The following is a 22,681-nucleotide window of genomic DNA, read 5'->3' on the forward strand; positions in this document are numbered from 1 at the left end:
GCGCCTGTCCCGACACGCGCCGTTGCCAGGCCGGCGGCGGCCGCTGACGGCCGCTGCCCGTCCACAGCACTCCGTCGCGCACGCGTCGGGCACGCCAACGCCGCCATGAAGCCCGCCCCCGCCATGCTGCTCGAACGCCTCGATCGCCTGCTGCCGCAGACCCAGTGCGGCCAGTGCGGCTTCGATGGCTGCCGCCCGTACGCCGAGGCGATGGCGCAAGGCGCGGCGCAGGTGGACCGCTGCCCGCCCGGCGGCGATGCCGGCGCGCGGGCGTTGGCGCGCGTGCTCGGCATCGCGCCGCAACCCTACGACCGCAACCGCGGCACGCACAAGCCGCCGCAGCTGGCGTTCGTGATCGAGGCCGACTGCATCGGCTGCACCAAATGCATCCAGGTCTGCCCGGTGGATGCCATCGTCGGCGGCGCCAAGTACATGCACACGGTCCTGGCGCCGCTATGCACCGGCTGCGAACTGTGCGTGCCGGCCTGCCCGGTGGATTGCATCGCGCTGCGTCCCGCCTAGCCGCCCGACGACGGCCGCCGCCGCCCGCGCATCCGAATCGGCGCCCGCTGCGTATTGCCAGCTGTCACCGTCCTGTGGAAGCCCCACCCATGCCCATCCCACTCGCCCCCTCCCCGCCCGCCCGCGCGTGCCTGCCGCTGGCGGCGACCCTGTGCGCCGCCGTGCTCGGCGCGGCCGCCCCGGCGCAGGCGATGCTGCACTACGACGGCCTCGCCTACGCGCCGGACGGCCAACGGCTGCTGTACCGCGAAAGCCACTGGGTCCGTGACGACGGCGCGCGGCTGGTGCTGTACCGCTGCGCCGACGGAACCCCGTTCGCGCGCAAGCACGTCGCCGACGGCGGCATCGCCCCGAATTTCGAACTGGTCGACGCGCGCAGCGGCTATCGCGAAGGCGTGCGCCGTGCCGGCAGCGGCCGGGTGATGTTCAGCCAGCGCGACGGCCAGGCCGAACGCAGCGCGCCGCTCCCGGCGACGGCCGCCGCGCAGGTGATCGATGCCGGCTTCGATGCCTATCTGCGCACGCACTGGGACCAGGTGAACCAGGGCACGCCGCAGCGCGTCGCCTTCGTGCTGCCGAGCGTCCTGCGCACGCTGGATTTCCAGATCAAACCCGCGGCCGCCGATGTCGGCGTACAGCGCTACACGCTGGCGGTCGATGCCTGGTACGGCGGCGTGCTGCCGAACATCGCGGTCGCCTATACGCGCAGCGAGCGTCGCCTGCTGGAGTTCCGCGGCATCGGCAACGTGCGCGACGCGCGCGGCCGTTATGCGCAGGTGCGCATCGCGTTTCCCGAGCGCCTGCGCGGCCAGGCCGACGACAGCGCGTGGAACCAGGCCATGCAGCAACCCCTGGTCGCGCAATGCGCCGCGCGCTGACCCGCGCCGGCACCGCGTTCACGCCGGCCTCCGGCGCGGGCGTTGCAAGCGTGCAGCGGCATCGTCCCTCCCACGACAAGGAACATCCATGGCCAAGGCCTACCTGTGGTTCAACGCCGCGCTGTACGCGGTCCTGGCGGTCTGGTGCACGCTGCTGCCGGCGCAGACCGCCGCCGCGGTCGGCTACGTCGGCCTGGACCGTTCCGGGCAGTCCGAATACCTGGTCATCTACGGCGGCTTGCAGCTGGGCATGGCGTTCCTGTTCGGCTATTTCGCCCGCAGCGGGCAGTTGCGGACCGGGCTGCTGCTGGCACTCGCCTTCTATGTGCCGATCGTGCTCTACCGCGGCGCCAGCCTGCTGCGGCTGTGGCCGGTGGGGCCGACCACGACCGGCCTGGCCGTCTTCGAAATCGTGCTGCTGCTCGCCGCGCTCGCGCTCTGGCGCGGCCAGCGCCGTTGAGCGACGCCCGCGTCGAAAGCCTGTAGCATCGCGGCGACCTTCGCCACCGTTGCCCGGCATGACCGAGACGCCCGATCACGACGACGCAGGACAATTGCTGGCCGCCACCGCGGCCGGCGACAGCGCCGCGTTCGAACGCCTGTACCGGACCACGTCCCCGCGCCTGTTCGGCGTGTGCCTGCGCATCGTGCCGCAGCGCGGCGAAGCCGAGGACGTGCTGCAGGAGGTGTTCGCCTCGGTCTGGCGCAAGGCGGCGCAGTTCGATCCGCAACGCGCGCGCGGCCTGACCTGGCTGACCATGATCGCGCGCAACAAGGCCATCGACCATCTGCGCGCGCGCCCCCCGGCGCGGCAATCGGTGGCGTTGGACGACGCCGGCGAGCTGCAAGACGACGGCCGCGACCCGCTGGCCGAAACCGAGTGGCGCGTCGCCGGGCGCCGCCTGGACGTGTGCATGGGCGAACTGGAACCGCCGCGCGGCGAACTGATCCGCACCGCGTTCTTCGAAGGCATCACCTACGAGGAACTGGCCATGCGCAGCGGGACCCCGCTGGGCACGGTCAAGAGCTGGATCCGGCGCGGCCTGGCCAAGCTGAAGGCGTGCCTGGAACGATGAACGCACCTGTGCCCGATCCGCAGGACACCCCGCCGCCGCGCGACGTGCTGGCCGGCGAGTACGTGCTCGGCGTGCTCGATGCGCCCGAGCGCCGCGCCGCCGAACAGCGCGTCGCCGCCGACGGCGCGTTCGCCACGGCGGTGGCGCAATGGGAGCAGCATCTGATGCCGCTGGCCGAGGAGATCGCGCCGGTCGCGGTTCCCGAGCGCGTGTGGGTGCGGATCCGCGCGACGCTCGGCCTGAAGGCGCCCGCGCCGCGCGCGCCGGCGGCGGCGCCCGGCCTGTGGGAGAGCGTACGCGCGTGGCGCTGGTTGAGCGCCGGCGGTTTCGCCACCGCGGCGGCCTGCCTGTTCGCGCTGTTGGTGGCGCGCACGCCGCCGGTTCCGCCGGTGGCGACGACGCCGGCCGACAGCGGCATCGCGATGACGTCCACGCTGATGCAGGACGACGGCGAGCCCGGCTACGTGGTGCTGATGGATGCCGACAAGCGGCGCATCACCCTGACGCCGCTGGCCGGCAGCCGCGACGCCGCGCGCGTGCCGGAACTGTGGCTGATCCCGGCCGACGGCAAGGCCCGCTCGATGGGCGTGTTCGACGACGCGCAGGCGCATGCGGCGCGCATCCCCGACGCGCTGATGCCGCTGCTCAGCGACGGCGCCTTGCTGGCGGTGACGCTGGAACCGCCCGGCGGCGCGCCCAGCGGCGTCGCCACCGGTCCGATCGTCGCCAAGGGCGGCATCAACACGCTGCACCTGGCCCCGTAGTCGCCGCGGCGCGGACCGCGCCGCGCGTGTGCCTGCAGGCGACTCCCTGCTTCGCTCGGGACCATGGCCCCCTTTTTCCGGGGCAAGGTGCCCGAAGGGGCGGATACGGATACGCGCCAAGCCGTGGAAATGCGTGCGCGCGAGTGCTGTCGGTACCGATGCGTCCTCACCCCGACCCCGTTCCCGGCGCAAGAGGCAGCGACGCGATCGCGATGCCGCCGGCACGCTGCGCCGCACGCCGTAGACAAGATCCCGAGGGAGCGAGCGGACAGGCGCGCGCATTCACCCTGCCACCACTGGCGCGCAGGCAGCATCGCAGCAGCCGTCGCGCATACGCTGGACAGCCGATCTTCCGACGATTCCGACCTGCGTGGACGCTGCAGCGAGCGGCGACCGCTCTGTGCTGCCGTAGCCGGCCATCCCGTGCCTGCAGCCCCGTGCAGCGACGGCGCGACGCGAATGCATCCGTCTCCCGGCTTTGCCCGTATCGCTATCCCAATCCCCATGAGAAGCGCTTGTGCCGAGCCCCGTTCCGGACCATTCCCGTACACCGACCACCGCGCCCGCCGCTGCGCCCGTGCCGCGCGGCGGCCGCGTGGCGGGCACGCTGCGGCGCTGGTTCGACACCGGCGCGGAGATCGCGCTGGACGAGGCCCGCGCCGACCGCATCGACTGGCTGCGTGCGGCCCCCTACTTCGGCCTGCACCTGGCCTGCCTGGCCGTGTTCTGGGTCGGCGTATCGTGGTTCGCGGTGGGCATGGCCGTGGCGATGTACGCGGTGCGCATGTTCGCGCTCACCGGTTTCTATCACCGCTATTTCGCCCACCGCGCGTTCAAGACCTCGCGGGCGGTGCAGTTCCTGTTCGCCGCGCTCGGCGCCACCTGCGTGCAGCGCGGCCCGCTGTGGTGGGCCGCGCATCATCGCAACCACCATCGCCACACCGACACCCCGGCCGATCCGCATTCGCCGCGCCAGCACGGCTTCTGGTGGAGCCATAGCGGCTGGTTCCTGACCCCGCACGGTTTCCGTACCGACTGGGAGGCGATCCCGGACCTGCGCCGCTTCCCGGAACTGCGCTTCCTCGACCGGTTCGACCTGCTGCTGCCGGTGCTGCTGGCGCTGGCGCTGTTCCTGCTCGGCGGCTGGCTGCAGCGCCACGTTCCGCAACTGGGCACCGATGGGCCGCAGTTGCTGGTATGGGGCTTCTTCGTCTCCACCGTGGCGCTGTTCCATGCCACCTTCACCATCAACTCGTTGGCGCATCGCTTCGGCAGCCGCCGTTTCGACACCCGCGACGACAGCCGCAACAACGCCTGGCTGGCCCTGTTGACCTTCGGCGAAGGCTGGCACAACAACCACCATTTCTTCCCGGGCGCGGCGCGGCAGGGCTTTCACTGGTGGGAAGTCGATCTCACCTGGTATGGCCTGAAGGCGCTGTCGTGGACCGGGCTGGTGCGCGAACTCAAGCCGGTGCCGGCGGCCTTGCTGCGCGCACAGGCGCGCGCACGATGAGCCGGATCGCGGTGGTGGGCGCCGGGATCGCCGGGATGGGGGCGGCATGGCTGCTGTCGCAGCGGCACGAGGTCACCCTGTACGAGGCCGCCAACTACCTGGGCGGGCACACTCACACCCATGCGATCGAACTGGACGGCGCGCGGTACGCGGTGGACAGCGGCTTCATCGTGTTCAACCCGCAGCACTACCCGCTGCTGAGCAGGCTGTTCGCGCAACTGGACGTGGCATCGCAGCCGACCACGATGAGCTTCTCGGTGCACGAGGCGCGCACCGGCCTGGAGTACAACGCCGGCAGCCTCGGCGGGCTGTTCTGCCAGCCCGGCAATCTGGCCAGCCCGCGATTCTGGCGCATGCTGCGCGACCTGCGCCGCTTCTACCGGCAGGCGCCGCAGGTGCTAGACAGCCCCGACCAGACGCAGCTGACCCTGGGCGAGTTCCTGCAGCGGCATGGCTATTCGGAGGTGTTCCGCGACGCGCATCTGGTGCCGATGGCGTCGGCGCTGTGGTCCTCGCCGTCGCAGCAAATCTTGCAGTTCCCGATGCGCCAGCTGATCGGCTTCATGGCCAACCACCACATGCTGCAAATCGGCGGCCGGCCGCAGTGGCAGGTGGTCGAAGGCGGCTCCGACAGCTACGTGCGCGCGCTGCGCAGCCGCTGGCGGGTGCGCGAGCGCATCGGCACGCCGGTACGCTCGGTACAACGGCTGTCGCAGGGCGTATCGGTGCTGACCGAGGCCGACAGCGATGCAGACGCCCGGCACTACGACCACGTGGTGCTGGCCTGCCACGCCGACGACGCCTTGCGCCTGCTCAACGACGCCAGCGCCGCCGAGCGCGACATCCTCGGCGCGATCGCCTACCAGGACAACGACACCGTGCTGCACACCGATGCGCGCGTGCTGCCGCGCAATCGCCGCGCCTGGGCCGCATGGAACGCGCACGTGCCGGCCGATCCGGATGCGCCGTGCACGGTCAGCTACTGGATGAACGCGCTGCAATCGATCCGCTCGCCGCACCCGTTCATCGTCAGCCTCAACCGCGACGGCGACATCGACCAGGCCAAGGTGCTGCGGCGCATGCGCTACCGGCATCCGCTGCAGACCCAGGCCTCGGTGGCGGCGCAGGCGCGCAAGGGCGAGATCCAGGGCCAGCGCGGCACCTGGTTCGCCGGCGCCGGCTGGGGATTCGGTTTCCACGAGGACGGCCTGCGCAGCGCGGTCGACGTCGCTGTCGGACTCGGGGTCCCCTGGCCATGAACCTGCTGCGCAGCGCTACCGTGTCCGCCCCCCCGGCTGGCGCCGTCTCGACAACGCCGGCGGCGGCGGGCACGACCACCCACGGGCTGCACAGTGCGATCTACAGTGGCTGGATCCGGCACCGGCGCTATGCGCCCAAGGCGCTGGCGTTCCGCTATCCGATTTTCCTGATGTACCTGGACCTGGCCGAACTCGAGCAGGTGTTCGCGCGGCGCTGGCTGTGGTCGGTCGGCCGCCGCAACCTGGCGCAGTTCCGCCGCAGCGACTACCTGGGCGATCCGGCGCAGCCGCTGGACGAGGCGGTGCGCGACCGCGTGCAGCAGCACAGCGGCGAGCGCCCGCTCGGCCCGGTGCGCATGCTCACACACCTGCGCTACTTCGGCCACTGCTTCAATCCGGTCACGTTCTACTACTGCCACGACGCGCAGCTGCGCCTGCACAGCATCGTCGCCGAGATCACCAATACGCCGTGGCGGCAGCGCCATGCCTACGTGCTGCCGGTGGCCGCCGCGCGCCGCCACGGCAGCGTACACGCCTGGCGCTTGGACAAGCGCTTCCACGTCTCTCCGTTCATGGCGATGGCACACGAATACGCATGGCGCTGCAGCGAACCGGGCGCGCAGCTGCGCGTGCACATGGACGTGCTCGATGCGCAGCCGGCGGCCAGGCGCTTCGACGCCACGCTGGTGCTGCAGCGGCGCGAGATCTCCGGCGCCAGCCTGGCGCGCACGCTGCTGCGTTATCCGGCGATGAGCCTGCAGGTCGTGGCCAAGATCCACTGGCAGGCGCTGCGCCTGTGGCTGCGCGGCAATCCGGTGCACGACCACCCCGACCATTCCCTTCCGCGAGAACGCCGATGAACGCTCCGCCCGCGCCCTCCTCCGCTTCCGTCGCGCTTGCCCCCGCCGCGCCGCCGCTGCGCGGCCTCGACCGCATGCTGCGGCGGCGCCTGTTCGCCACCCTGGACGGCCTGCGCGACGGCCAGCTACGCATCGAGGAAGCCGGCACGATCACCACACTGGGCCATGCCGCGCCGGGCGCGCACGCCGGCGCCGCGCTGCAGGCGCAGCTGCGCATCCACGATCCGCGCTTCTATCGCCAAGCCGCACTGAACGGCAGCGTCGGCGTCGGCGAGGCGTACATGGACGGGCTGTGGGAGTGCGACGATCTGGTCGCCTTGGTGCGGCTGCTAGTGCGCAACCGCGACCGCCTGGACGCGATGGAGACCGGCCTGGCCCGCCTCGGCGGCCTGGCGATGCGCGGCCTGCACGCGCTGGCGCGCAACACCCGCGCCGGCAGCCGCCGCAACATCGCCGCGCACTACGACCTGGGCAATCCGCTGTTCGAACTGTTCCTGGACCGCAACCTGATGTACTCCTCGGCGATCTTCCGCGACGCGGACGCCGCGCTCGGCGACGCCGCGCTGGAGCGCGCCGCCGAGCGCAAGCTGCAGCGCATCTGCGCCAAGCTCGCGCTGCAGCCGCATCACCATCTGGTCGAGATCGGCAGCGGCTGGGGCGGCTTCGCGCTGCATGCGGCCAAGCACCACGGTTGCCGCGTCACCACCGCCACGATCTCGCGCGAGCAGTACGAGCTGGCGCGGCAGCGCGTGGACGCGGCCGGCCTGTCCGATCGCGTCGAGGTGCTGCTGCGCGACTACCGCGACCTCGACGGCCGCTACGACCGGCTGGTCTCGATCGAGATGATCGAGGCGATCGGCCACCAGTACCTGGACACCTATTTCGGCAAGGTCGGCGCGCTGCTCAAGGACGACGGCCAGGCGCTGATCCAGGCCATCACCATCGAGGACCACCGCTACGCGCAGGCGCTGGCTTCGGTGGACTTCATCAAGCGCCACATCTTTCCCGGCAGCTTCATCCCCTCGGTGGCGGCGATGACCGGCGCGGTCGCGCGCGCCAGCGACCTGCGCCTGTTCAACCTGGAAGACATCGGTCCCAGCTATGCGCTGACCCTGCGCGCCTGGCGCCAGCGCTTCATGGCCAGGCTGCCGCAGGTCCGCGCGCTGGGCTACGACGAACGCTTCATCCGCATGTGGGAGTTCTACCTGGCCTATTGCGAAGGCGGCTTCCTGGAACGCTCGATCGGCGACGTGCACCTGTGGCTGAGCAAGCCCGGCGCGCGCCCGGCGCAGTTCGCGCCGCCATTGGCGCACGACGCATGAGCAACCTGGCCAACTACGTCGCGCTGCAGGCGCTGTGGCTGGCCGCGGTGGCCGGCGCCGGCCACGGGCTGGCCTGGGCCGGCCCGGCGGCGCTGGCGCTGTTCGCGCTGTACCAGTTGCAGCCGCGCCGCCGCGCGCGCGGCGACGCGACGCTGATGGCGCTGGCGCTGCTGCTCGGCGCCGGCGTCGACACCGCGCTGGCCGCCGGCGGCTGGGTGCGCTACGCCGCGGCGCTGCCGCCGGCGCCGTGGGCGCCGCTGTGGATCCTGGCGCTGTGGGCCGGCTTCGCGCTGACCTTCAACCATTCGCTGGCCTGGGTCATGCACCGCCCATGGCGCGCGGCGCTGTTCGGCGCGGTGTTCGGCCCCTTGGGCTATGTGCTGGCCGCGCGCGGCTGGCAGGCGCTGACCCTGGGCGCGCCGTGGCTGCACGCCGTGTTCGCGCTGGCGCTGGCCTGGGCCGCGGCGCTGGCCTTGCTGAGCCTGGCGACACGGCGCCTGGCCGCACCGGCCCGGTCCGCGCCGCTCGGCGCCGGAGCCGCTCCATGAACGCCTGGCCGCTGTTGCACGTGGGCGTCTTCACCGCGCTGGCGATTCTCGCCGGCTGGGCCTGGCAGCGGCGCAGCCGCAACGCCGGCGTGGTCGATGTGCTGTGGGCGGGGTGCATGGCGCTGGCCGCGGTGTACTGCGCCTGGCGCGCCGACGGCGCCGCGCTGCCGCGCGTGCTGACCGCGGCGATGGGCGGGCTGTGGGGCGCGCGCCTGGCCTGGCACCTGGGCGTGCGCGTGTTCGGCGACGCGCACGAGGACGGCCGCTACCGCGCGCTGCGCGCGCACTGGCACGGCGACCAGCGCCGCTTCCTGCTGTTCTTCCTCGGCCAGGCGCTGGTGGTGGTGCTGTTCGCGGTGCCGCTGTCGATCGCCGCGTACAATCCGCTGCCGCACTGGAACGTGTGGACCACGCTGGCGCTGGCGACCTGGCTGCTGGCGGTGGGCGGGGAAAGCCTGGCCGACCGCCAGCTGGCCGCGTTCCGCGCCGGTGCCGGCAATCACGGCAAGACCTGCCGCCGCGGCCTGTGGCGCTACTCGCGGCATCCGAACTATTTCTTCGAGTTCGTGCACTGGTTCGCCTACGTGTTCCTGGCGGTGGGCGGCGGCGCGCTGTGGGTCGGCCTCGCCGCGCTGGGGCCGCTGCTGATGTTCGCGTTCCTGTACCGCGTCACCGGCATTCCCTACACCGAACAACAGGCGCTGCGCTCGCGCGGCCAGGACTACGCCGACTACCAGCGCAGCACCAGCGCCTTCTTTCCATTGCCGCCGCGGCAATGATCCCGCTTCAGGAGACCCGCCGATGTCCAGCACCCTCGCCACCACGCCTCCACCGACGCTGCCCGCCGAACCGCTGGCCACGCGCGTGGCCGAATCCGGCCTGCTGCCCGACGCGCTGCTGCGCGGCGCGATGCGCAGGCTATGCGCGCAACGCCTGCGCGATGAACGCAGCGGCGGCGCCGACGCCGCCTGGGAGCGCCAGCGCGCGTTCCTCGAGGCCTTGCGCGGCAGCGCCATCGCGATCGAGACCGAGGCGGCCAACCGCCAGCACTACGAGCTGCCGCCGCGCTTCTTCGCGCTGTGCCTGGGCAAGCGCCTGAAGTACAGCAGCTGCTACTGGGACGCCGGCACCGCCGACCTGGACGCGGCCGAGGAACGCATGCTGCACCTGTACGCCGAACGCGCGCAGCTGCGCGACCGCCAGCGCATCCTGGAGCTGGGCTGCGGCTGGGGCTCGCTGACCCTGTGGATGGCCGAGCACTACCCCGGCGCGCGCATCACCGCGGTATCCAACTCGCGGCCGCAGCGCGAACACATCCAGGCGCAGTGCCATGCGCGCGGGCTGGACAATGTCACCGTCATCACCCACGACGCCAACACCCTGACCTTGCCGGCCGACAGCTACGACCGCGTGGTGTCGATCGAGATGTTCGAGCACATGCGCAACTACCGCGAACTGCTGGCCCGGATCGGCCACTGGCTGGTGCCGGGCGGCAAGCTGTTCGTGCACATCTTCTGCCACCGCGACCTGGCCTACCCGTTCGAGGTGCAGGGCGAGGACAACTGGATGGGCCGGCATTTCTTCACCGGCGGGTTGATGCCCGCGGCCGACACCCTGCTGCAGTTCCAGGACGATCTGGCGCTGGAACGGCGCTGGCTGCTCTCCGGCGAGCACTACCAGAAAACCGCCAATGCCTGGCTGCGCAACCAAGACCGGCACCGCGCCGAACTGATGCCGGTGCTGCAGGCCACCTACGGCGCCGACGCCGGGATCTGGTGGCAACGCTGGCGCATGTTCTGGATGGCCTGCGCCGAACTGTTCGGCTACGACTGCGGCCAGCAGTGGGGCGTGGCGCATTACCGGTTCGTGAGGCGCTGAAGGACTCGGGACTCGGGACTCGGGACTCGGGACTCGGGACTCGGGACTCGGGATGATGTCCCGGCGCAAATCGCTGTCAAGCGATTTGATGAAAAAAGTGCAAAATTCTTAAAAAAGTGGATTTTTTCGCAACTTCAGCCCAACCCCTCCTACAGATAAAGCGAAGATGCAGCGCACTCGCGACCATCCCCCCCCCCCCCGGGTCCCCGGTCCCGAGTCCCGATCAAACCGCCGCGGTAATCACGATCTCGATCTTCCAGTCCGGATTGGCCAGCCTGGCCTGCACGGTGGCGCGCGCCGGGGTGCTGCCCGGCGACACCCAATCTTCCCAGACCTTGTTCATTTCCGCGAACTCGGCCAGGTCGGTCATGAAGATCTCCGCGCGCAGGACCTTGCTCTTGTCGCTGGCCGCGCGCGCCAGCAGTGCATCGATCGCCGCCAGTACCTGGCGGGTCTGCCCGGCGATGTCGGCGCCAGTGTCATCGGCGATCTGCCCTGCCAGATAGGCCACGCCATTGTGCACGGTCATTTCCGACATGCGCGGGCCGGTATCGAAACGCTGGATCATGATGCGCTGTCCTGAAGAAGGGAAACCCGGGCATTGTCGCGCGATTGCGCCAAGCCTGCAGGGCGCCACAGCCGGTACGCGACCAGCAGCAGCCAGCCCAGGATCAGCGCGATCGCCAGCTTCTGGGTCAGCACGCGCGGCGGCGCCCGCCACAGCACGTGCACCCACAGCGCCACGAACGCCGCGGCGGCCAGCGCCGGCGCGGCGACGGCGAGACCGCGCCACGGCGGTTGCCGGCGCAGCCACGCGCTCTGCAACAGCATCGCCGTGGTCACGCACAGGAACGCGGCCTGCGCCGACAGCGCATGCAGCAGCGGCGCCAGCAACGGCGCGCGCTGCGGCAGGTAGCTGTCGCCGATCGCCACCCCGCACAGGCCCAGTGCGGCGCCCGCGAACAGCAGCGGCGGCGCGGCACTGCGCGCCGCCGACGGGGACTGCGCATACAGGCCGGCGGCGAGCGCGACGATGCCCACCGCCAGCAGCACGTAGACGATTCGCAGCAACAGCCCGCCCGGGCCATGCAGGTACAGACTCAGCGTCGCCTGCTGCCAGTGCAGGTCCGCACGCGACAGCTGCAGCGCCAGCGCCACGCCCAGGAACAGCAGGCACAGGACTGCGGCGAGGGCGCCGGCGGCGCGCGGCCAGCGTGGCGCTGCGGGGACGACGGCCATGGGCGGCGGCATCGGTTCGGCTCCGGGGCGGATCGGGGGGACGCGACGCACCCCGACGCGGCGCCGACGTGCGATTCCACTATGATGCGCGTCGCCGGCGCCGTCGGTACAGCCCATCGGTACCGTCCAAGGGCCTGTCAACGCCACCGGGATAGACCACGCCGCACTCGGGCGCGTGCGCGGCAGGTTGAAGAACGAGGGATCTTTATGTCGATGAGCGAGCCAATGATGATGCGGCTGCATCCGCGCCCGGGTGCGGCGCGCCGGCGCGCCGCGGCCCGTGTCCGCGGCATCGACCGGCCCTAGCCAACCCGGGCAGCGCCATGTACCGTCCCCTTTCCGCTGCCAGGTCCGCCACCGCCGCGACGGCCCACGCCGTCGATGCAGCGCACATGGGCAGCACCGGCGCGCGCCCTGCGCCGTCCTTCTTCTTCGTCTACGCTCGCCTGCAATGACCGACGCTGCACTTCCCGCTCCCCACTCCCCTGCAGGCTGGCGCCGCGCGTTGCCGGTCGTGGTCAGCCTGCTGATCCTGGCGCTGGCGCTGCGCGCGCTGGCCACCGAGTTCAGCACCCACGGTTATGCCGCGATCCGCCACGCCTTCAACCAGCTCGGCGTCGGCCAGATCGCGCTGACCCTGCTGCTGGGGCTGAGCAGCTATGCCTGCTTGATCGGGTTCGACGCGGTCGGCCTGCACCGCAGCGGGCGCAAGCTGCATCCGATGCGGATCGGCGTCACCGCGTTCCTGGCGCATACGGTCGGGCAGACCCTGGGCTTCGCCGCGCTGACCGGCGGTGCGGTGCGCCTGCGTGGCTACGGCCGGGTCGGGCTGAGTCTGGCGGAGATCGGCCAGGTGGTGCTGATGAGCACGCTCGGCTTCGTGTTCGGCGCCTGGCTGCTGCTGGCGCTGGCGCTGGCGCTGGAACCGGCGGCGGCGGCGCTGGCGCTGCCGCTCGGCGCGCCGGCGGTGCGCGCGATCGGCGTCGCGCTGCTTGCCGGCTTCGGGCTGCTGCTGCTGCTGGCCGGGCGCGAGGGCCGCACGCTGCGCTGGCGCGACCACGCGCTGTGGTTGCCGGACCGGCGCACCGCGCTGGGCGTGACCGCGCTGAGCGTGGTCGAGCTGGGCCTGGCCAGCGCCGCGTTCTACGTGCTGCTGCCGAACGAATCGGGGATCGAGTTCGTCGGCTTCGTCGGCCTGTACCTGGTCGCGGTGGTGGCCGGACTGATGTCGACCGTGCCGGCCGGGCTGGGCGTGTTCGAATGGAGCCTGCTCAAGCTGCTGCCCGGCGTGGCACCGGCGGCGGTGCTGGCGGCGGCGCTGATCTACCGCATCACCTACTACGTGGTGCCGCTGCTGCTGTCGGTGCTGATGGCCGCGGCCTCGGGCCTGCGCCGGCCGCTGGCCGCTGGCGCGGGCAGCGTGCGGGTGGCCTGGGGCACGCTGCGCCCGTGGCTGCCGCAGATCATCGCCATCGCGGTGTTCGCGGTCGGCGCGGCGCTGGTCATCGACGGCACCCTGCCGACGCCGAAGCGGCGCCTGGGCATGGCGCCGCTGTCGATCGTGGAGACCTCGCACCTGCTGGCCAGCCTCGGCGGGGTGGTGCTGCTGCTGATCGGCCAGGGCCTGCAGCGGCGCAGCCATGCGGCCTGGGTGCTGGCGATCGGCATCTGCGTGCTGCTGCCGTTGCCGGCCTGGCTGCGCGGCGGCCACGTCTCGGTGGCGCTGTCCTCGTTGGTGGTGGCGATCGGGCTGTGGGGCGCGCGCCGCGAGTTCTATCGCCAGGGCGCGCTGCTCGACGAGGCCTGGTCGTGGCCGTGGATCCGCAACCTGGGCCTGGTGCTGATCGCGACGGTGTGGCTGCTGTTCTTCGTCTACAGCCATGTCGAATACCAGAACGAGCTGTGGTGGCATTTCGCGACCTCGGCCAACGCGCCGCGCGCGCTGCGCGCGGTGCTGCTGGTCAGCGTGGCGGTGGTGGTGTTCGGGCTGGCGCGGCTGTTGCACAGCACGCGCTCGCCGCTGCCGGCGGCCAGCGCGGCGCAGTTGGACGCGCTGACCCCGGTGCTGGCAGCGACCACCGATACCCAGGCCTGCCTGGTGCTGACCGGCGACAAGGCGCTGCTGCCCGACGAGGGCGGCCAGGGCTTCGTGATGATGCAGCGCTACGGCGGCTCGTTGGTGGCGATGGGCGATCCGGTGGGAGCGCCGGAGGTGGCGCGGGCGCTGATCTGGCGCTTCCGCGAGGAAGCCGACCGGCTGGGCCTGCGCCCGGTGTTCTACCAGGTCGGCGAACAGCACTGGCAGACCTACCTGGACCTGGGCCTGACCCTGGTCAAGCTCGGCGAGGAAGCAATGGTGCCGCTGGAAGGCTTCCATCTGGAAGGCCGCGACCGCGCCGATCTGCGCCAGGCATGGAACCGCGGCAAGCGCAGCGGGCTGAGCTTCCGCATCTTGCCGCTGGAGCAGATCGATGTGCTGATGCCGGTGCTGGCCCAGGTCTCGCAGCAATGGCTGGAGGAAAAGGCCGGCGAGGAGAAGGGCTTCTCGCTCGGCAGCTTCGATCCGGCCTATCTGCGCCGCTTCCCGGTCGCGGTGGTCGAGGCCGAGGGCAAGGTCGTGGCGTTCGCCAACCTATGGCAAGCGCCGGCCGGGCGCGAACTGTCGGTGGACCTGATGCGGCACATCGCCGACGCGCCGAAGGGCACGATGGATTTCCTGTTCATCGAACTGTTCCTGTGGGGCCGCGACCAGGGCTACAAGCGTTTCTCGCTGGGCATGGCGCCGCTGTCGGGCCTCGCGCAACACCGCCTGGCGGGGCGCTGGAACCGTTTCGGCAACCTGATCGTGCGCCATGGCGAACGCTTCTACGGCTTCAGCGGGTTGCGCCGCTTCAAGTCCAAGTTCGCGCCGACCTGGCGCACCCGCTATCTGGCGGCGCCCGGCGGCATGCACCTGCCGGCGACGCTGCTGGACGTGACGCGGTTGATTTCGTTGGATCCCAGGAAGCCGGAGTAGCCGGGACCCGGGACTCGGGAAAGCAACAGCAAAAGCGGGGGGTCTTACCGAGAAACGTTCTTCGGGTCCCCAGTCCGCAGTCCCCAGTCCCCAGTCCGCAGTCCCCAGTCCCCAGTCCCGACTATTTCGCCCCGATCCGCCGCAGGATCTGCTGGGCCAGTTCCGCGTAGTCGCCCTCGAAGTGGTGGTCGCCGGGCAGCTTCACCAGCTGCGCGGCGCCGGGCGCCAGGTCCGGGCACAGCGCGTCGTCGTCGTCCTCGCCGTACACGCACAGGGTCTTCGCGCCCGGCATCTTCGCCACCTCCGGGGCGATCGGCAGGCCGTCGTTGCCGGAGCTGATCCAGTTGGAGACGTGGAACTCGTAGTCGGCGGTCTTGCCCAGCGACAGCAGCGCGGTGATCCGCACCTGCGCGCGCATCGCCGGCGGCAGTTGGTTGTAGGCGGCAGGCAGCACGTCGGCGCCCTGGGAGAAGCCGATCAGCACCACCTGCCCGCGCTGCCACAGGCGGCTGTAGTGGCGGTAGATCCGGTCCAGGTCGGTAGCGAAGACCTGCGGCGTGCGTTCGCTCCAGAAGTAGCGCAGCGAATCCACCCCGACCACCGGGATGCCGGCCTTAGCCAGCGCGTCGGCGACCTGCTGGTCGAGCCCGGCCCAGCCGCCATCGCCGGAAACGAAGATCGCGAACACTGCGCTGTCGCCGGCCGCGCCGCCGGCAGGATCGGCCGGCACTTCCACCACCGGCAACCCGGCCAGATCGACCGGCGTGGGCGGCAGGCTGACACCGCGCTGCGCGCCCAGCGAACGCGCCGCCGCGCGCAGCCCGGGCAGCGGATCGCCGCCGGCGCTGCGGCGGAACGGCCGCGCCTGCGGCACCTTCTGCACAAACGCCTGGCTCTGCTGCGCGCAGCGCGCCTTGCCCGGCGCTGCGGCGGCCGCCAGCCACGGCAGCGGCAGCGCGGTGGGCTGCAACGCGCGCGCCGGCGCGGTGATGCCGGCGCCGCAGACCTGGTCGTCCAGCACCTGCACCGGGCAGAAGTCCTCGGTGAGCATGCCGGCCAGCACGTGCTTGGGCGACTGCGCCGCGATCGCATAGGCCAGCGCGGCGCCGTCGCCGTCGCCGACCAGCAGCGGCAGGCGGTAGGTGGGCACGTGATAGTAGGCCTGCACGTAGCGCGAGAAGTTCTCCACGTCGCCGGCGGAGAAGCCGCAGGTGCCGTCGATCTTGGCCAGCACCGCCTGCAGGTGCGCCGTGTCGATCACCGCCACCATCGCGCCGTCGCCGCGCAGCGCTTCGATCTGACGCGCGCGCTCCGCCTGGCCATGCTTGCCGCCGGCGAACCACAGCACCACGCGCTCGGCCTCGCCCCGCGGCAACAGCACCGGCACTTGCTCGAAGCGACCGTGGCTGAGCTTTTCCGGGGCACCGGCCGGCGCTACGGCCGGCGCCGCCGAGGCGACGACCGGTGCGAACAACCCGGTCAGCACACATCCCCACATCCATCCGCCACGCGTTCGCATCATCCGGCAATCCTGAAAAGGCGTGTAAAGATAATCCCGAATGGCGATGGCGCGAAGCGCGGCGTCGATGCCGGTTCATGCGGGATAGGCCAGAGCGTCGCGGCGGCATGGGCGCGGTCGGCGGCGCCCGGCGGCCGCTGCAGCCGCGGGACGGCATCCCGGAACGGGCCGCGCAACGCGACACAGCTTCAGCTGTCCGCGCCGGCCTCGGGATGGCGCGATCGCCACACTGCCAGCGCCTGCCGGTAACGCTCCACCTCATCGTTGTACAGGTCATGGACGCACAGTGGGCAGCCGCTGTTGCAGCAATCGCCGGGCTCGGGCGGCAGCGGCGGTTGCGGGCGCGGATCGGCAGCGGCGGCAACGGGATCGGGTCTCACGGTGGGCGGGAGGCGACACAAGGCGGGCTGGCGCGTATTGCAGCAGGCGCCGCCGCGGGCTCAGCCAATCGCCTGGCGCAGGTTGGCGCGTGCCGCCGCGTCGTAGCGCGCATGGAACCGGTCGCTGAGGAAGATGCGCGGCTGCGCCAGCAGCGTCTTCAGGAACGCGCGGCGCTTGCGCCGGTACAGCCGGTCCGGCACCACGCCGCGATACTCCTCGGCGATGGCGCGATCGTAAGCGGCGAACACGGCGCGCTCGGCGCCGAGGATGGCCATGTCGCAATCCAGGAACAGCGCCGCCTCCGCGTCCACCGCATCGGCGGCCAACTGGCCGTGGTGCACGGTCAGTTCGATCAGCGCGGCGACCCGCGCCGCGTCCAGCCCGGCATCGGGCAGCCACTGCGCGATCGCCGCCTGCGCCAAGCGCGCCGACTGCATCTCGTTGTCGCCACGCCCGGCCTGGTATACCGCGTCGTGGTACAGCACCGCCAGGTAGACCTCGCGCGGCTGCCGCCACCCCACCCCGGCGGCGACCTCTGCATAATGCGCCAGCACCGCCTGCACGTGGCCGAAGTGATGATAGGCGCGCGGCGGCGTGGCATAGGCCGCGTGCAGTTGCGTCCACTGCGCAGCCGGCAGCGTCAGCGGCGCCGGCGCCGGCACGCTCATCGGCGCGGCGCCGCGCCATCGTGCGGCGCGACGAGCGCGTGTGCGGACAGCGCCCAGGTCGCTTCGTGCAGGTAGCGCCCGTGTCCTTGCACGCTGCGGATCAGGCTCAGCGTGGCGAGCGTCCAGCGCAGTTCCGGTACCGGCTGCAGCGGCACCGCCCGCTCGTCGTAGGCCAGGGTGATGTGCGGAAGATACCCCACGCTGGCGTGTGTGGCCAGGCCATGGCGGCCGAGCTGCCGCTGCAGGGCCGCGCGCCGCTGGCGCAGCGGCGGCGGCTCGCCGTTGCCGCGCAACACCAGCGGCCGCGCCCGGGCGCGGCCGCCGAAACGGGCGGCCCGATGGAATCCCAGTTCGAACGGCGCCGACGCCAGCGCCTGGCCGGCGGCCCGCGCCTGCAGCAGCAGGCGCGGCGGGATGCCGGCGTACTCGCCCAAGTGATGCAGGGTGACGTGCAGGCGTCCGGGCGCAGCACCTGGCCGCGCAGACCATGCGCACCACGCAGGCGCACCCCGCGCGAACGCGCGCTGCACGGTGGCCGGATCCGGCAGCAGCGCCAAGCACAGGTTCTCGCGCGACGCCGGCCCCGCGAACCCGAGCGGGAACTGTGCGCCTGCGGGGAAAGCAGGGTGGGTCATGGGCAGGATGCGGCGAAAGCCGCGGGCGGTCCGGCGACGGAGCGGGCCGCCATGGTAGCAAGCGCCGCGCAGCCGGGGCGTACGCTGGAACGCGAAAGGCCGGCCGGAGGATCCGGTCGGCCTTTGCGTCTGCGCGGCATCGGCGCGACGCCCACTGCGGGCAACGTGCCTGGTGCAGGAAACGGCCGGATGCGCGGGATCCGGCCGGCGGCGCTCAGGCGGCGTTCTTCATCGCCAGCTTGCGGGTGCGCATCACGTCGTGACAGGAACGCACTTCCGGCAGCAGGCGGGTGGCCGCATCGCGCGCGGCGACCGGAGTGTCGCTGTCGGCGATCGTTTCGTTGAACGCCTTCAGCAGGCGATCCTCGGACTCTTCCAACTCCGCCACATAGCCGTACTTGGTGTCACCCAGCGCGGCACGCACCTTGCCGTACATCTGCTGCATGCTGCCGACCAGCGTTCCGTGCTCGTCCGGCGTACCGCCGGCGGCCTGGACCACGGCGCTCAGGCTGCTGACGATGTCCGACTTGACCCCAGCGATGCGCAGGAACAGCGCCGACAGTTCCGTGTCGCCGACCTTCTGCGCGGCTTCTTCGTAGAACTGCTTGCCGTCGCGGGAAATGGCGATGAGATCGTTGAGGCTGTGGGCGGTCTTGCTTTGAATGCTCATGGATGGAACTCCTTTCTGGGTGGGCTGGCGAGATCGCGCGACGGGCACGGCGGGTCGTGTCGCCCAACTCCTGCATATCGCTCGGCCGCGAATGAAGAATTGCCGCGTTGCGTCGTGGGACAGATGCTGGACACCGTGGCATGAAGTGCACGTGAGCCGAGACCGCCGCGTCCTCACACGACGCTGGCAGGCATGAACAGGCGTTCATCGGCGGCAGACCGGCGCGGCCATGCGCCAGGCCGGCCCGGCCACTGCCCGGCACGCCGCGGACAGCTCAGCCCATGCCGACCCGCGTTCCTGCGCAGCCACGGTGGAGGACCGCCGCCGGCGGCGGAGGGCCTCGATCGCCGCGTCTTGCGGCACGCCGCGCGCCGGCGACGCACTATGTTGGCGACGACGCCTCCCATCCGCGACTGCCGCAAGGTGCGCCATGTTCGGTTGCACCGCATTCGCCCTCGTCGCCGCGCCGCGGCAGCGTCGACCCAAACCGCAGCGTGCCGATGGAGCGGCGCGGTGCGCAACCCATTTCCGACCGCCGCGCGCTGGCGCTACAACGCTACAACAACCGCGGTGCCGAACTGCGCGCCGACGGCGCCCTGCCCGCTGCGCGGCAGCACCTGGCGATGGCGCTGCAGATGGACCGCCGCTTGGTCGCCGCCTGGGACAGTCTTGGCGTGCTGGCGCGACGCCAGGGCCACGCGCGTGGCGCCGAGCAGGATGACGCGACCGCGCTGGCGATCGATCCGGCCATGCCGCCACCCTCTCCAACGCCGCCAGCCTGTGGCGCGCTGGGCGACCGCGGCGCGAGGCGGCGATGCCGGCACGGCTGCGACGCGTGCAACTGACCGATCCCTTCCGCCAATACCTGCTCGGCGAACAGGCCGAGCGGCGCCAGGACTACGCCGCGGCGCTCGGCCACTGCCGGCATGCGCTGCGCCTGTACCCGGGCGCGCACCTGCTGTACTTCTTCGCCCTGGCCCGCGCCTCTCTGCGCGGCGGCGACCCGCACCGCGCGAACTGGACGATGCAGCAGGCCCTGACGCACGCCGAGCAGACCGCGCAGCGCGCTACCAGGCCGGGCTGGACGTGCTGCGGCGCCTGGCGCACGCGACGCAGGCGCGGCGTTGACCGGTTGCGCAGGCGGCCTGTCCGCACGCGACCGCGCCGCATCCTGGCTAGCCGGCGGTCGCCAGCTGCTGCGCCCGGCGCGCGTCGTGGCGCGCCCACAGGTAGACCAGCAGCCCGCCCAGCGCCGCCGCGGCGCCGACGTAGCCGGTCGAGGTCCAGCCCAGCCCGGCGCCGATCGCGATCCCGCCCAGCCACGGACCCAGTGCATTGGCCAGATTGAACGCAGCGTGGTTGGAGGCCGCGGCCAGGGTCTGCGCCTCGCTGGCCACGTCCATCAGCCGGGTCTGCAGCACCGGCGCCAGCGCGCCCATGCTGCCGACCGCGACCACCGCCGGCAGCACCGCCCACGGCGACTGCGCGGCCAGCGGGAACGCCAGCAGCACCGCCATCGACCACAGCAGCACCAGCGGCACCGCGCGGAACTGCAACCGGTCGAACAACCAGCCGCCGGCGACGTTGCCGAGCAGGCCGCCCAGGCCGAACGCGCACATCGCCAATGGGATCCAGCGCTCAGACACGCCAGTGACCTCGGTCAGGGTCGGGGCCAGGTAACTGAACACGCAGAACATGCCGGCGAAGCCGATCGAGCCGATGCCCAGCGCCAGCCATACCTGCGGGCGGTTGAAAGCGCGCAGTTCGCGCAGCGGCCGCTGCCGCGGCTCGTACGGGTCGGCCGGCAACAGCCACATGACCAGCACCACGGTCAGCAGCGCGATCAACGCCACCAGCGCATAGGCGTAGCGCCATTGCGCCACCTGGCCCAGCCAAGTCGCCAGCGGATTGCCGACCAGCACCGCCAGATTCAGCCCGAGCAGCACCCGGCTCACCGCCGCGCCGCGCTGGTCGGGCCGGCTGATCGACGCGGCGACCAGCGTGGCCACGCCGAAATAGGCGCCGTGCGGCAAGCCGGCGATGAAGCGCACCAGCAGCATGCTGCGGTAATCCGGCGCCAGTGCGCTGGCCAGGTTGCCGGCCGCATAGAAGCCCATCAGCGCCAGCAGCAGCGTGCGCCGCGGCCAGCGCGCGCCGACGATCGCCAGCAGCGGCGCGCCGACCACCACGCCCAACGCATAGGCGCTGATCAGATGCCCGACCTGCGGCGCATCGATCGCCAGTCCGCGCGCGATGTACGGCATCAGGCCCATCGTGGAGAACTCGCTGGTGCCGATCGCAAAGCCGCCCATCGCAAGCGCGGACAGGGTCAGCACATAGCCTCGGCGCGACAACGGCGTCGGAGCAGTGGCGGGAGTGGACATGCCCGGGACCTGAGCGAGGGGCCTTCCATTGTTGTGCATTGCAGCACGCAATTAGAAGCCATGCCCGTGCAACGCCGCGTTGCGGCTTGGCGCGTGCGGATGGCTCCGCCGGCTGCACTGCCGCCGCGGCGCACCGACCTATCCCAAAACCCGCCGGCAGGCGCCGCCGCGGGCAGCAACGCACTGTCCTACCGGCATCGCGCCAATCCACGGCCGCTGGCCCCATGTCTGCACTGCACGCATGCGCCGGCAGCACTGCGCGCCCGCTCCCCCGAATCGAGGATCACCGATGACCGCTACTGCTTCTCACCTGTTCGCGCCGCTGCGCCTGGGCGCGATCGAACTGACCAACCGCGTGGTGATGGCGCCGCTGACCCGCAATCGCGCCGAAGGCGAAGGCCGCATCCCCTCGCCGCTGGCCGCCGACTACTACGGACAGCGTGCCGATGCCGGGCTGATCGTCGCCGAGGCCACCCAGATCAGCCCGATGGGCCAGGGCTACATGGACACGCCCGGGATCTACAGCGATGTGCAGGTCGCCGCGTGGAAGCGGGTCACCGCCGAGGTGCACCGCCGCGGCGGCAGGATCGTGCTGCAGCTGTGGCACGTCGGCCGCATCTCCCACGTCAGCCTGCTGCCGGACGGCGCCGCGCCGGTGGCGCCGAGCGCGCTGCGCGCCGAAGCCAAGACCTACACCGCGGATGGCTTCAGCGATGTCTCGCAGCCGCGCGCGCTGCGCCTGGACGAGATCCCCGGGTTGATCGAGGACTACCGCCGCGCCGCGCGCAACGCCATCGCCGCCGGCTTCGACGGGGTGGAAGTGCATGCCGCCAATGGCTATCTGATCGACCAGTTCCTGCGCGACGGCAGCAACCACCGCGACGACGCCTACGGCGGCGGCATCGAAAACCGCACCCGGCTGCTGTTCGAAGTGGTGCAGGCGGTAGCGCAGGAGATCGGCGCCGACCGTACCGGCGTGCGCCTGTCGCCGGTGACCCCGGCCAACGATGCGCGCGACAGCGACCCGCAGCCCCTGTTCGAGCGGGCGATCGAGCGCCTGGATGCGCTCGGCCTGGCGTTCGTGCATGTGATCGAGGGCGCCACCGGCGGCCCGCGCGACAACATCGCCTTCGACTACGCCGCACTGCGCGCCAAGTTCCACGGACGCTGGCTGGTCAACAACGGCTACGACAAGGCGCTGGCCGAGCAGGCCATCGCCTCCGGCAGCGCCGACGCGGTGGCGTTCGGACGCCCGTTCATCGCCAACCCGGACCTGCTGGAACGGCTGCGCCGCGATGCGCCGCTCAACCCGCTGGATGCGGACACGCTCTACGGCGGCGGCGCCAAGGGCTATACCGACTACCCGACGCTGGACTGAACCGCGCGCACCGGCCGCGGCCATCGCGGCCGGTCGCGAGCCACCACGCCCCAGGCCGCGCGACGCGCTCGGCCGTGGCCGGCCGACGCGGACACGCCGTGCACCCGCGCCGCCGCGGCAAACCGCCGCTCTCCACCACCTGCACCAAGCCGCGCAAGCTGCCCAGGGCCG

At 71.7% G+C, this 22,681-nt stretch carries 23 protein-coding genes; 15 read left to right on the forward strand and 8 right to left on the reverse strand.

Annotation, left to right across the window (positions count from 1 at the left end):
* Positions 1-105: 105 nt before the first annotated feature.
* The 12 genes from rnfB to G4Q83_RS11815 all read left to right on the forward strand — a co-directional run bounded on the left by rnfB (position 106) and on the right by G4Q83_RS11815 (position 10,620).
* Positions 106-522: an Rnf electron transport complex subunit RnfB gene (gene rnfB / locus G4Q83_RS11760; protein ID WP_246432074.1), complete on the forward strand. Its 417-nt coding sequence runs from the start codon at positions 106-108 to the stop codon at positions 520-522.
* Positions 523-611: 89 nt separating this feature from the next.
* Positions 612-1,400, forward strand: coding sequence for a hypothetical protein (locus G4Q83_RS11765; RefSeq protein WP_185817202.1), 789 nt, complete (start codon positions 612-614; stop codon positions 1,398-1,400).
* Positions 1,401-1,488: 88 nt separating this feature from the next.
* Complete coding sequence (locus G4Q83_RS11770; protein ID WP_128421539.1) at positions 1,489-1,860, forward strand: DUF4345 domain-containing protein; 372 nt, start codon at positions 1,489-1,491, stop codon at positions 1,858-1,860.
* Between the two features lie 58 nt (positions 1,861-1,918).
* Positions 1,919-2,476 (forward strand): sigma-70 family RNA polymerase sigma factor, encoded by a 558-nt coding sequence (locus G4Q83_RS11775; protein ID WP_128421538.1) that lies wholly within the window; start codon positions 1,919-1,921, stop codon positions 2,474-2,476.
* The gene (locus G4Q83_RS11780; protein WP_128421537.1) at positions 2,473-3,240 is read left to right on the forward strand and encodes an anti-sigma factor; all 768 of its coding nucleotides are present in this window, start codon (positions 2,473-2,475) and stop codon (positions 3,238-3,240) included. The genes G4Q83_RS11775 and G4Q83_RS11780 overlap by 4 nt, the downstream gene beginning before the upstream one ends.
* Positions 3,241-3,835: 595 nt before the next feature.
* Positions 3,836-4,753 (forward strand): acyl-CoA desaturase, encoded by a 918-nt coding sequence (locus G4Q83_RS11785; protein ID WP_246432075.1) that lies wholly within the window; start codon positions 3,836-3,838, stop codon positions 4,751-4,753.
* Positions 4,750-6,012, forward strand: coding sequence for an NAD(P)/FAD-dependent oxidoreductase (locus tag G4Q83_RS11790; protein WP_128421536.1), 1,263 nt, complete (start codon positions 4,750-4,752; stop codon positions 6,010-6,012). Before G4Q83_RS11785 ends, G4Q83_RS11790 begins: the two co-directional genes overlap by 4 nt.
* Positions 6,009-6,872, forward strand: a complete 864-nt coding sequence (locus tag G4Q83_RS11795) for a DUF1365 domain-containing protein (protein WP_128421535.1) — start codon at positions 6,009-6,011, stop codon at positions 6,870-6,872. Before G4Q83_RS11790 ends, G4Q83_RS11795 begins: the two co-directional genes overlap by 4 nt.
* Positions 6,869-8,194: an SAM-dependent methyltransferase gene (locus tag G4Q83_RS11800; protein WP_128421534.1), complete on the forward strand. Its 1,326-nt coding sequence runs from the start codon at positions 6,869-6,871 to the stop codon at positions 8,192-8,194. Before G4Q83_RS11795 ends, G4Q83_RS11800 begins: the two co-directional genes overlap by 4 nt.
* The gene (locus G4Q83_RS11805; RefSeq protein WP_128421533.1) at positions 8,191-8,742 is read left to right on the forward strand and encodes a DUF2878 domain-containing protein; all 552 of its coding nucleotides are present in this window, start codon (positions 8,191-8,193) and stop codon (positions 8,740-8,742) included. Before G4Q83_RS11800 ends, G4Q83_RS11805 begins: the two co-directional genes overlap by 4 nt.
* Complete coding sequence (locus G4Q83_RS11810) at positions 8,739-9,521, forward strand: DUF1295 domain-containing protein (RefSeq protein WP_128421532.1); 783 nt, start codon at positions 8,739-8,741, stop codon at positions 9,519-9,521. The genes G4Q83_RS11805 and G4Q83_RS11810 overlap by 4 nt, the downstream gene beginning before the upstream one ends.
* A gap of 22 nt (positions 9,522-9,543) precedes the next feature.
* Positions 9,544-10,620 (forward strand): SAM-dependent methyltransferase, encoded by a 1,077-nt coding sequence (locus G4Q83_RS11815; RefSeq protein ID WP_128421531.1) that lies wholly within the window; start codon positions 9,544-9,546, stop codon positions 10,618-10,620.
* Between the two features lie 223 nt (positions 10,621-10,843).
* Here G4Q83_RS11815 and G4Q83_RS11820 read toward each other — a convergent pair whose 3' ends face one another.
* Complete coding sequence (locus G4Q83_RS11820; protein WP_128421268.1) at positions 10,844-11,188, reverse strand: RidA family protein; 345 nt, start codon at positions 11,186-11,188, stop codon at positions 10,844-10,846.
* The gene (locus tag G4Q83_RS11825; protein WP_128421269.1) at positions 11,185-11,859 is read right to left on the reverse strand and encodes a DUF998 domain-containing protein; all 675 of its coding nucleotides are present in this window, start codon (positions 11,857-11,859) and stop codon (positions 11,185-11,187) included. Before G4Q83_RS11825 ends, G4Q83_RS11820 begins: the two co-directional genes overlap by 4 nt.
* Positions 11,860-12,310: 451 nt before the next feature.
* Here G4Q83_RS11825 and mprF point away from each other — a divergent pair, with 451 nt between their 5' ends.
* Complete coding sequence (mprF, locus tag G4Q83_RS11830) at positions 12,311-14,875, forward strand: bifunctional lysylphosphatidylglycerol flippase/synthetase MprF (RefSeq protein WP_128421270.1); 2,565 nt, start codon at positions 12,311-12,313, stop codon at positions 14,873-14,875.
* Positions 14,876-14,996: 121 nt separating this feature from the next.
* On the opposite strand, the gene G4Q83_RS11835 is transcribed toward mprF, so the two are convergent.
* The 5 genes from G4Q83_RS11835 to G4Q83_RS11855 all read right to left on the reverse strand — a co-directional run bounded on the left by G4Q83_RS11835 (position 14,997) and on the right by G4Q83_RS11855 (position 18,748).
* Positions 14,997-16,373, reverse strand: coding sequence for a virulence factor family protein (locus tag G4Q83_RS11835; protein ID WP_128421279.1), 1,377 nt, complete (start codon positions 16,371-16,373; stop codon positions 14,997-14,999).
* 209 nt (positions 16,374-16,582) lie between these two features.
* Positions 16,583-16,774, reverse strand: a complete 192-nt coding sequence (locus G4Q83_RS11840) for an oxidoreductase-like domain-containing protein (protein ID WP_128421271.1) — start codon at positions 16,772-16,774, stop codon at positions 16,583-16,585.
* Positions 16,775-16,834: 60 nt separating this feature from the next.
* Entirely contained in the window at positions 16,835-17,443 is a 609-nt protein-coding gene (locus tag G4Q83_RS11845) for an HD domain-containing protein (protein ID WP_128421272.1), read from the reverse strand.
* A complete protein-coding gene (locus tag G4Q83_RS11850; protein ID WP_128421273.1) occupies positions 17,440-18,078 on the reverse strand; it encodes a 2'-5' RNA ligase family protein in 639 nt (212 codons plus the stop codon). Before G4Q83_RS11850 ends, G4Q83_RS11845 begins: the two co-directional genes overlap by 4 nt.
* A 214-nt stretch (positions 18,079-18,292) precedes the next feature.
* Positions 18,293-18,748, reverse strand: coding sequence for a PA2169 family four-helix-bundle protein (locus G4Q83_RS11855; RefSeq protein WP_128421274.1), 456 nt, complete (start codon positions 18,746-18,748; stop codon positions 18,293-18,295).
* A 500-nt stretch (positions 18,749-19,248) separates the two neighbouring features.
* Between G4Q83_RS11855 and G4Q83_RS11860 the strand changes: the two genes are divergently transcribed.
* Positions 19,249-19,593, forward strand: coding sequence for a hypothetical protein (locus G4Q83_RS11860; protein WP_185817204.1), 345 nt, complete (start codon positions 19,249-19,251; stop codon positions 19,591-19,593).
* Positions 19,594-19,923: 330 nt separating this feature from the next.
* On the opposite strand, the gene G4Q83_RS11865 is transcribed toward G4Q83_RS11860, so the two are convergent.
* Positions 19,924-21,132, reverse strand: coding sequence for an MFS transporter (locus tag G4Q83_RS11865; protein WP_128421276.1), 1,209 nt, complete (start codon positions 21,130-21,132; stop codon positions 19,924-19,926).
* A gap of 289 nt (positions 21,133-21,421) precedes the next feature.
* Here G4Q83_RS11865 and G4Q83_RS11870 point away from each other — a divergent pair, with 289 nt between their 5' ends.
* The gene (locus G4Q83_RS11870; RefSeq protein WP_128421277.1) at positions 21,422-22,510 is read left to right on the forward strand and encodes an alkene reductase; all 1,089 of its coding nucleotides are present in this window, start codon (positions 21,422-21,424) and stop codon (positions 22,508-22,510) included.
* The last annotated feature ends 171 nt before the right edge of the window (positions 22,511-22,681 follow it).

The sequence above is a fragment of the Xanthomonas theicola genome, assembly GCF_014236795.1.
Taxonomy (GTDB): domain Bacteria; phylum Pseudomonadota; class Gammaproteobacteria; order Xanthomonadales; family Xanthomonadaceae; genus Xanthomonas_A; species Xanthomonas_A theicola.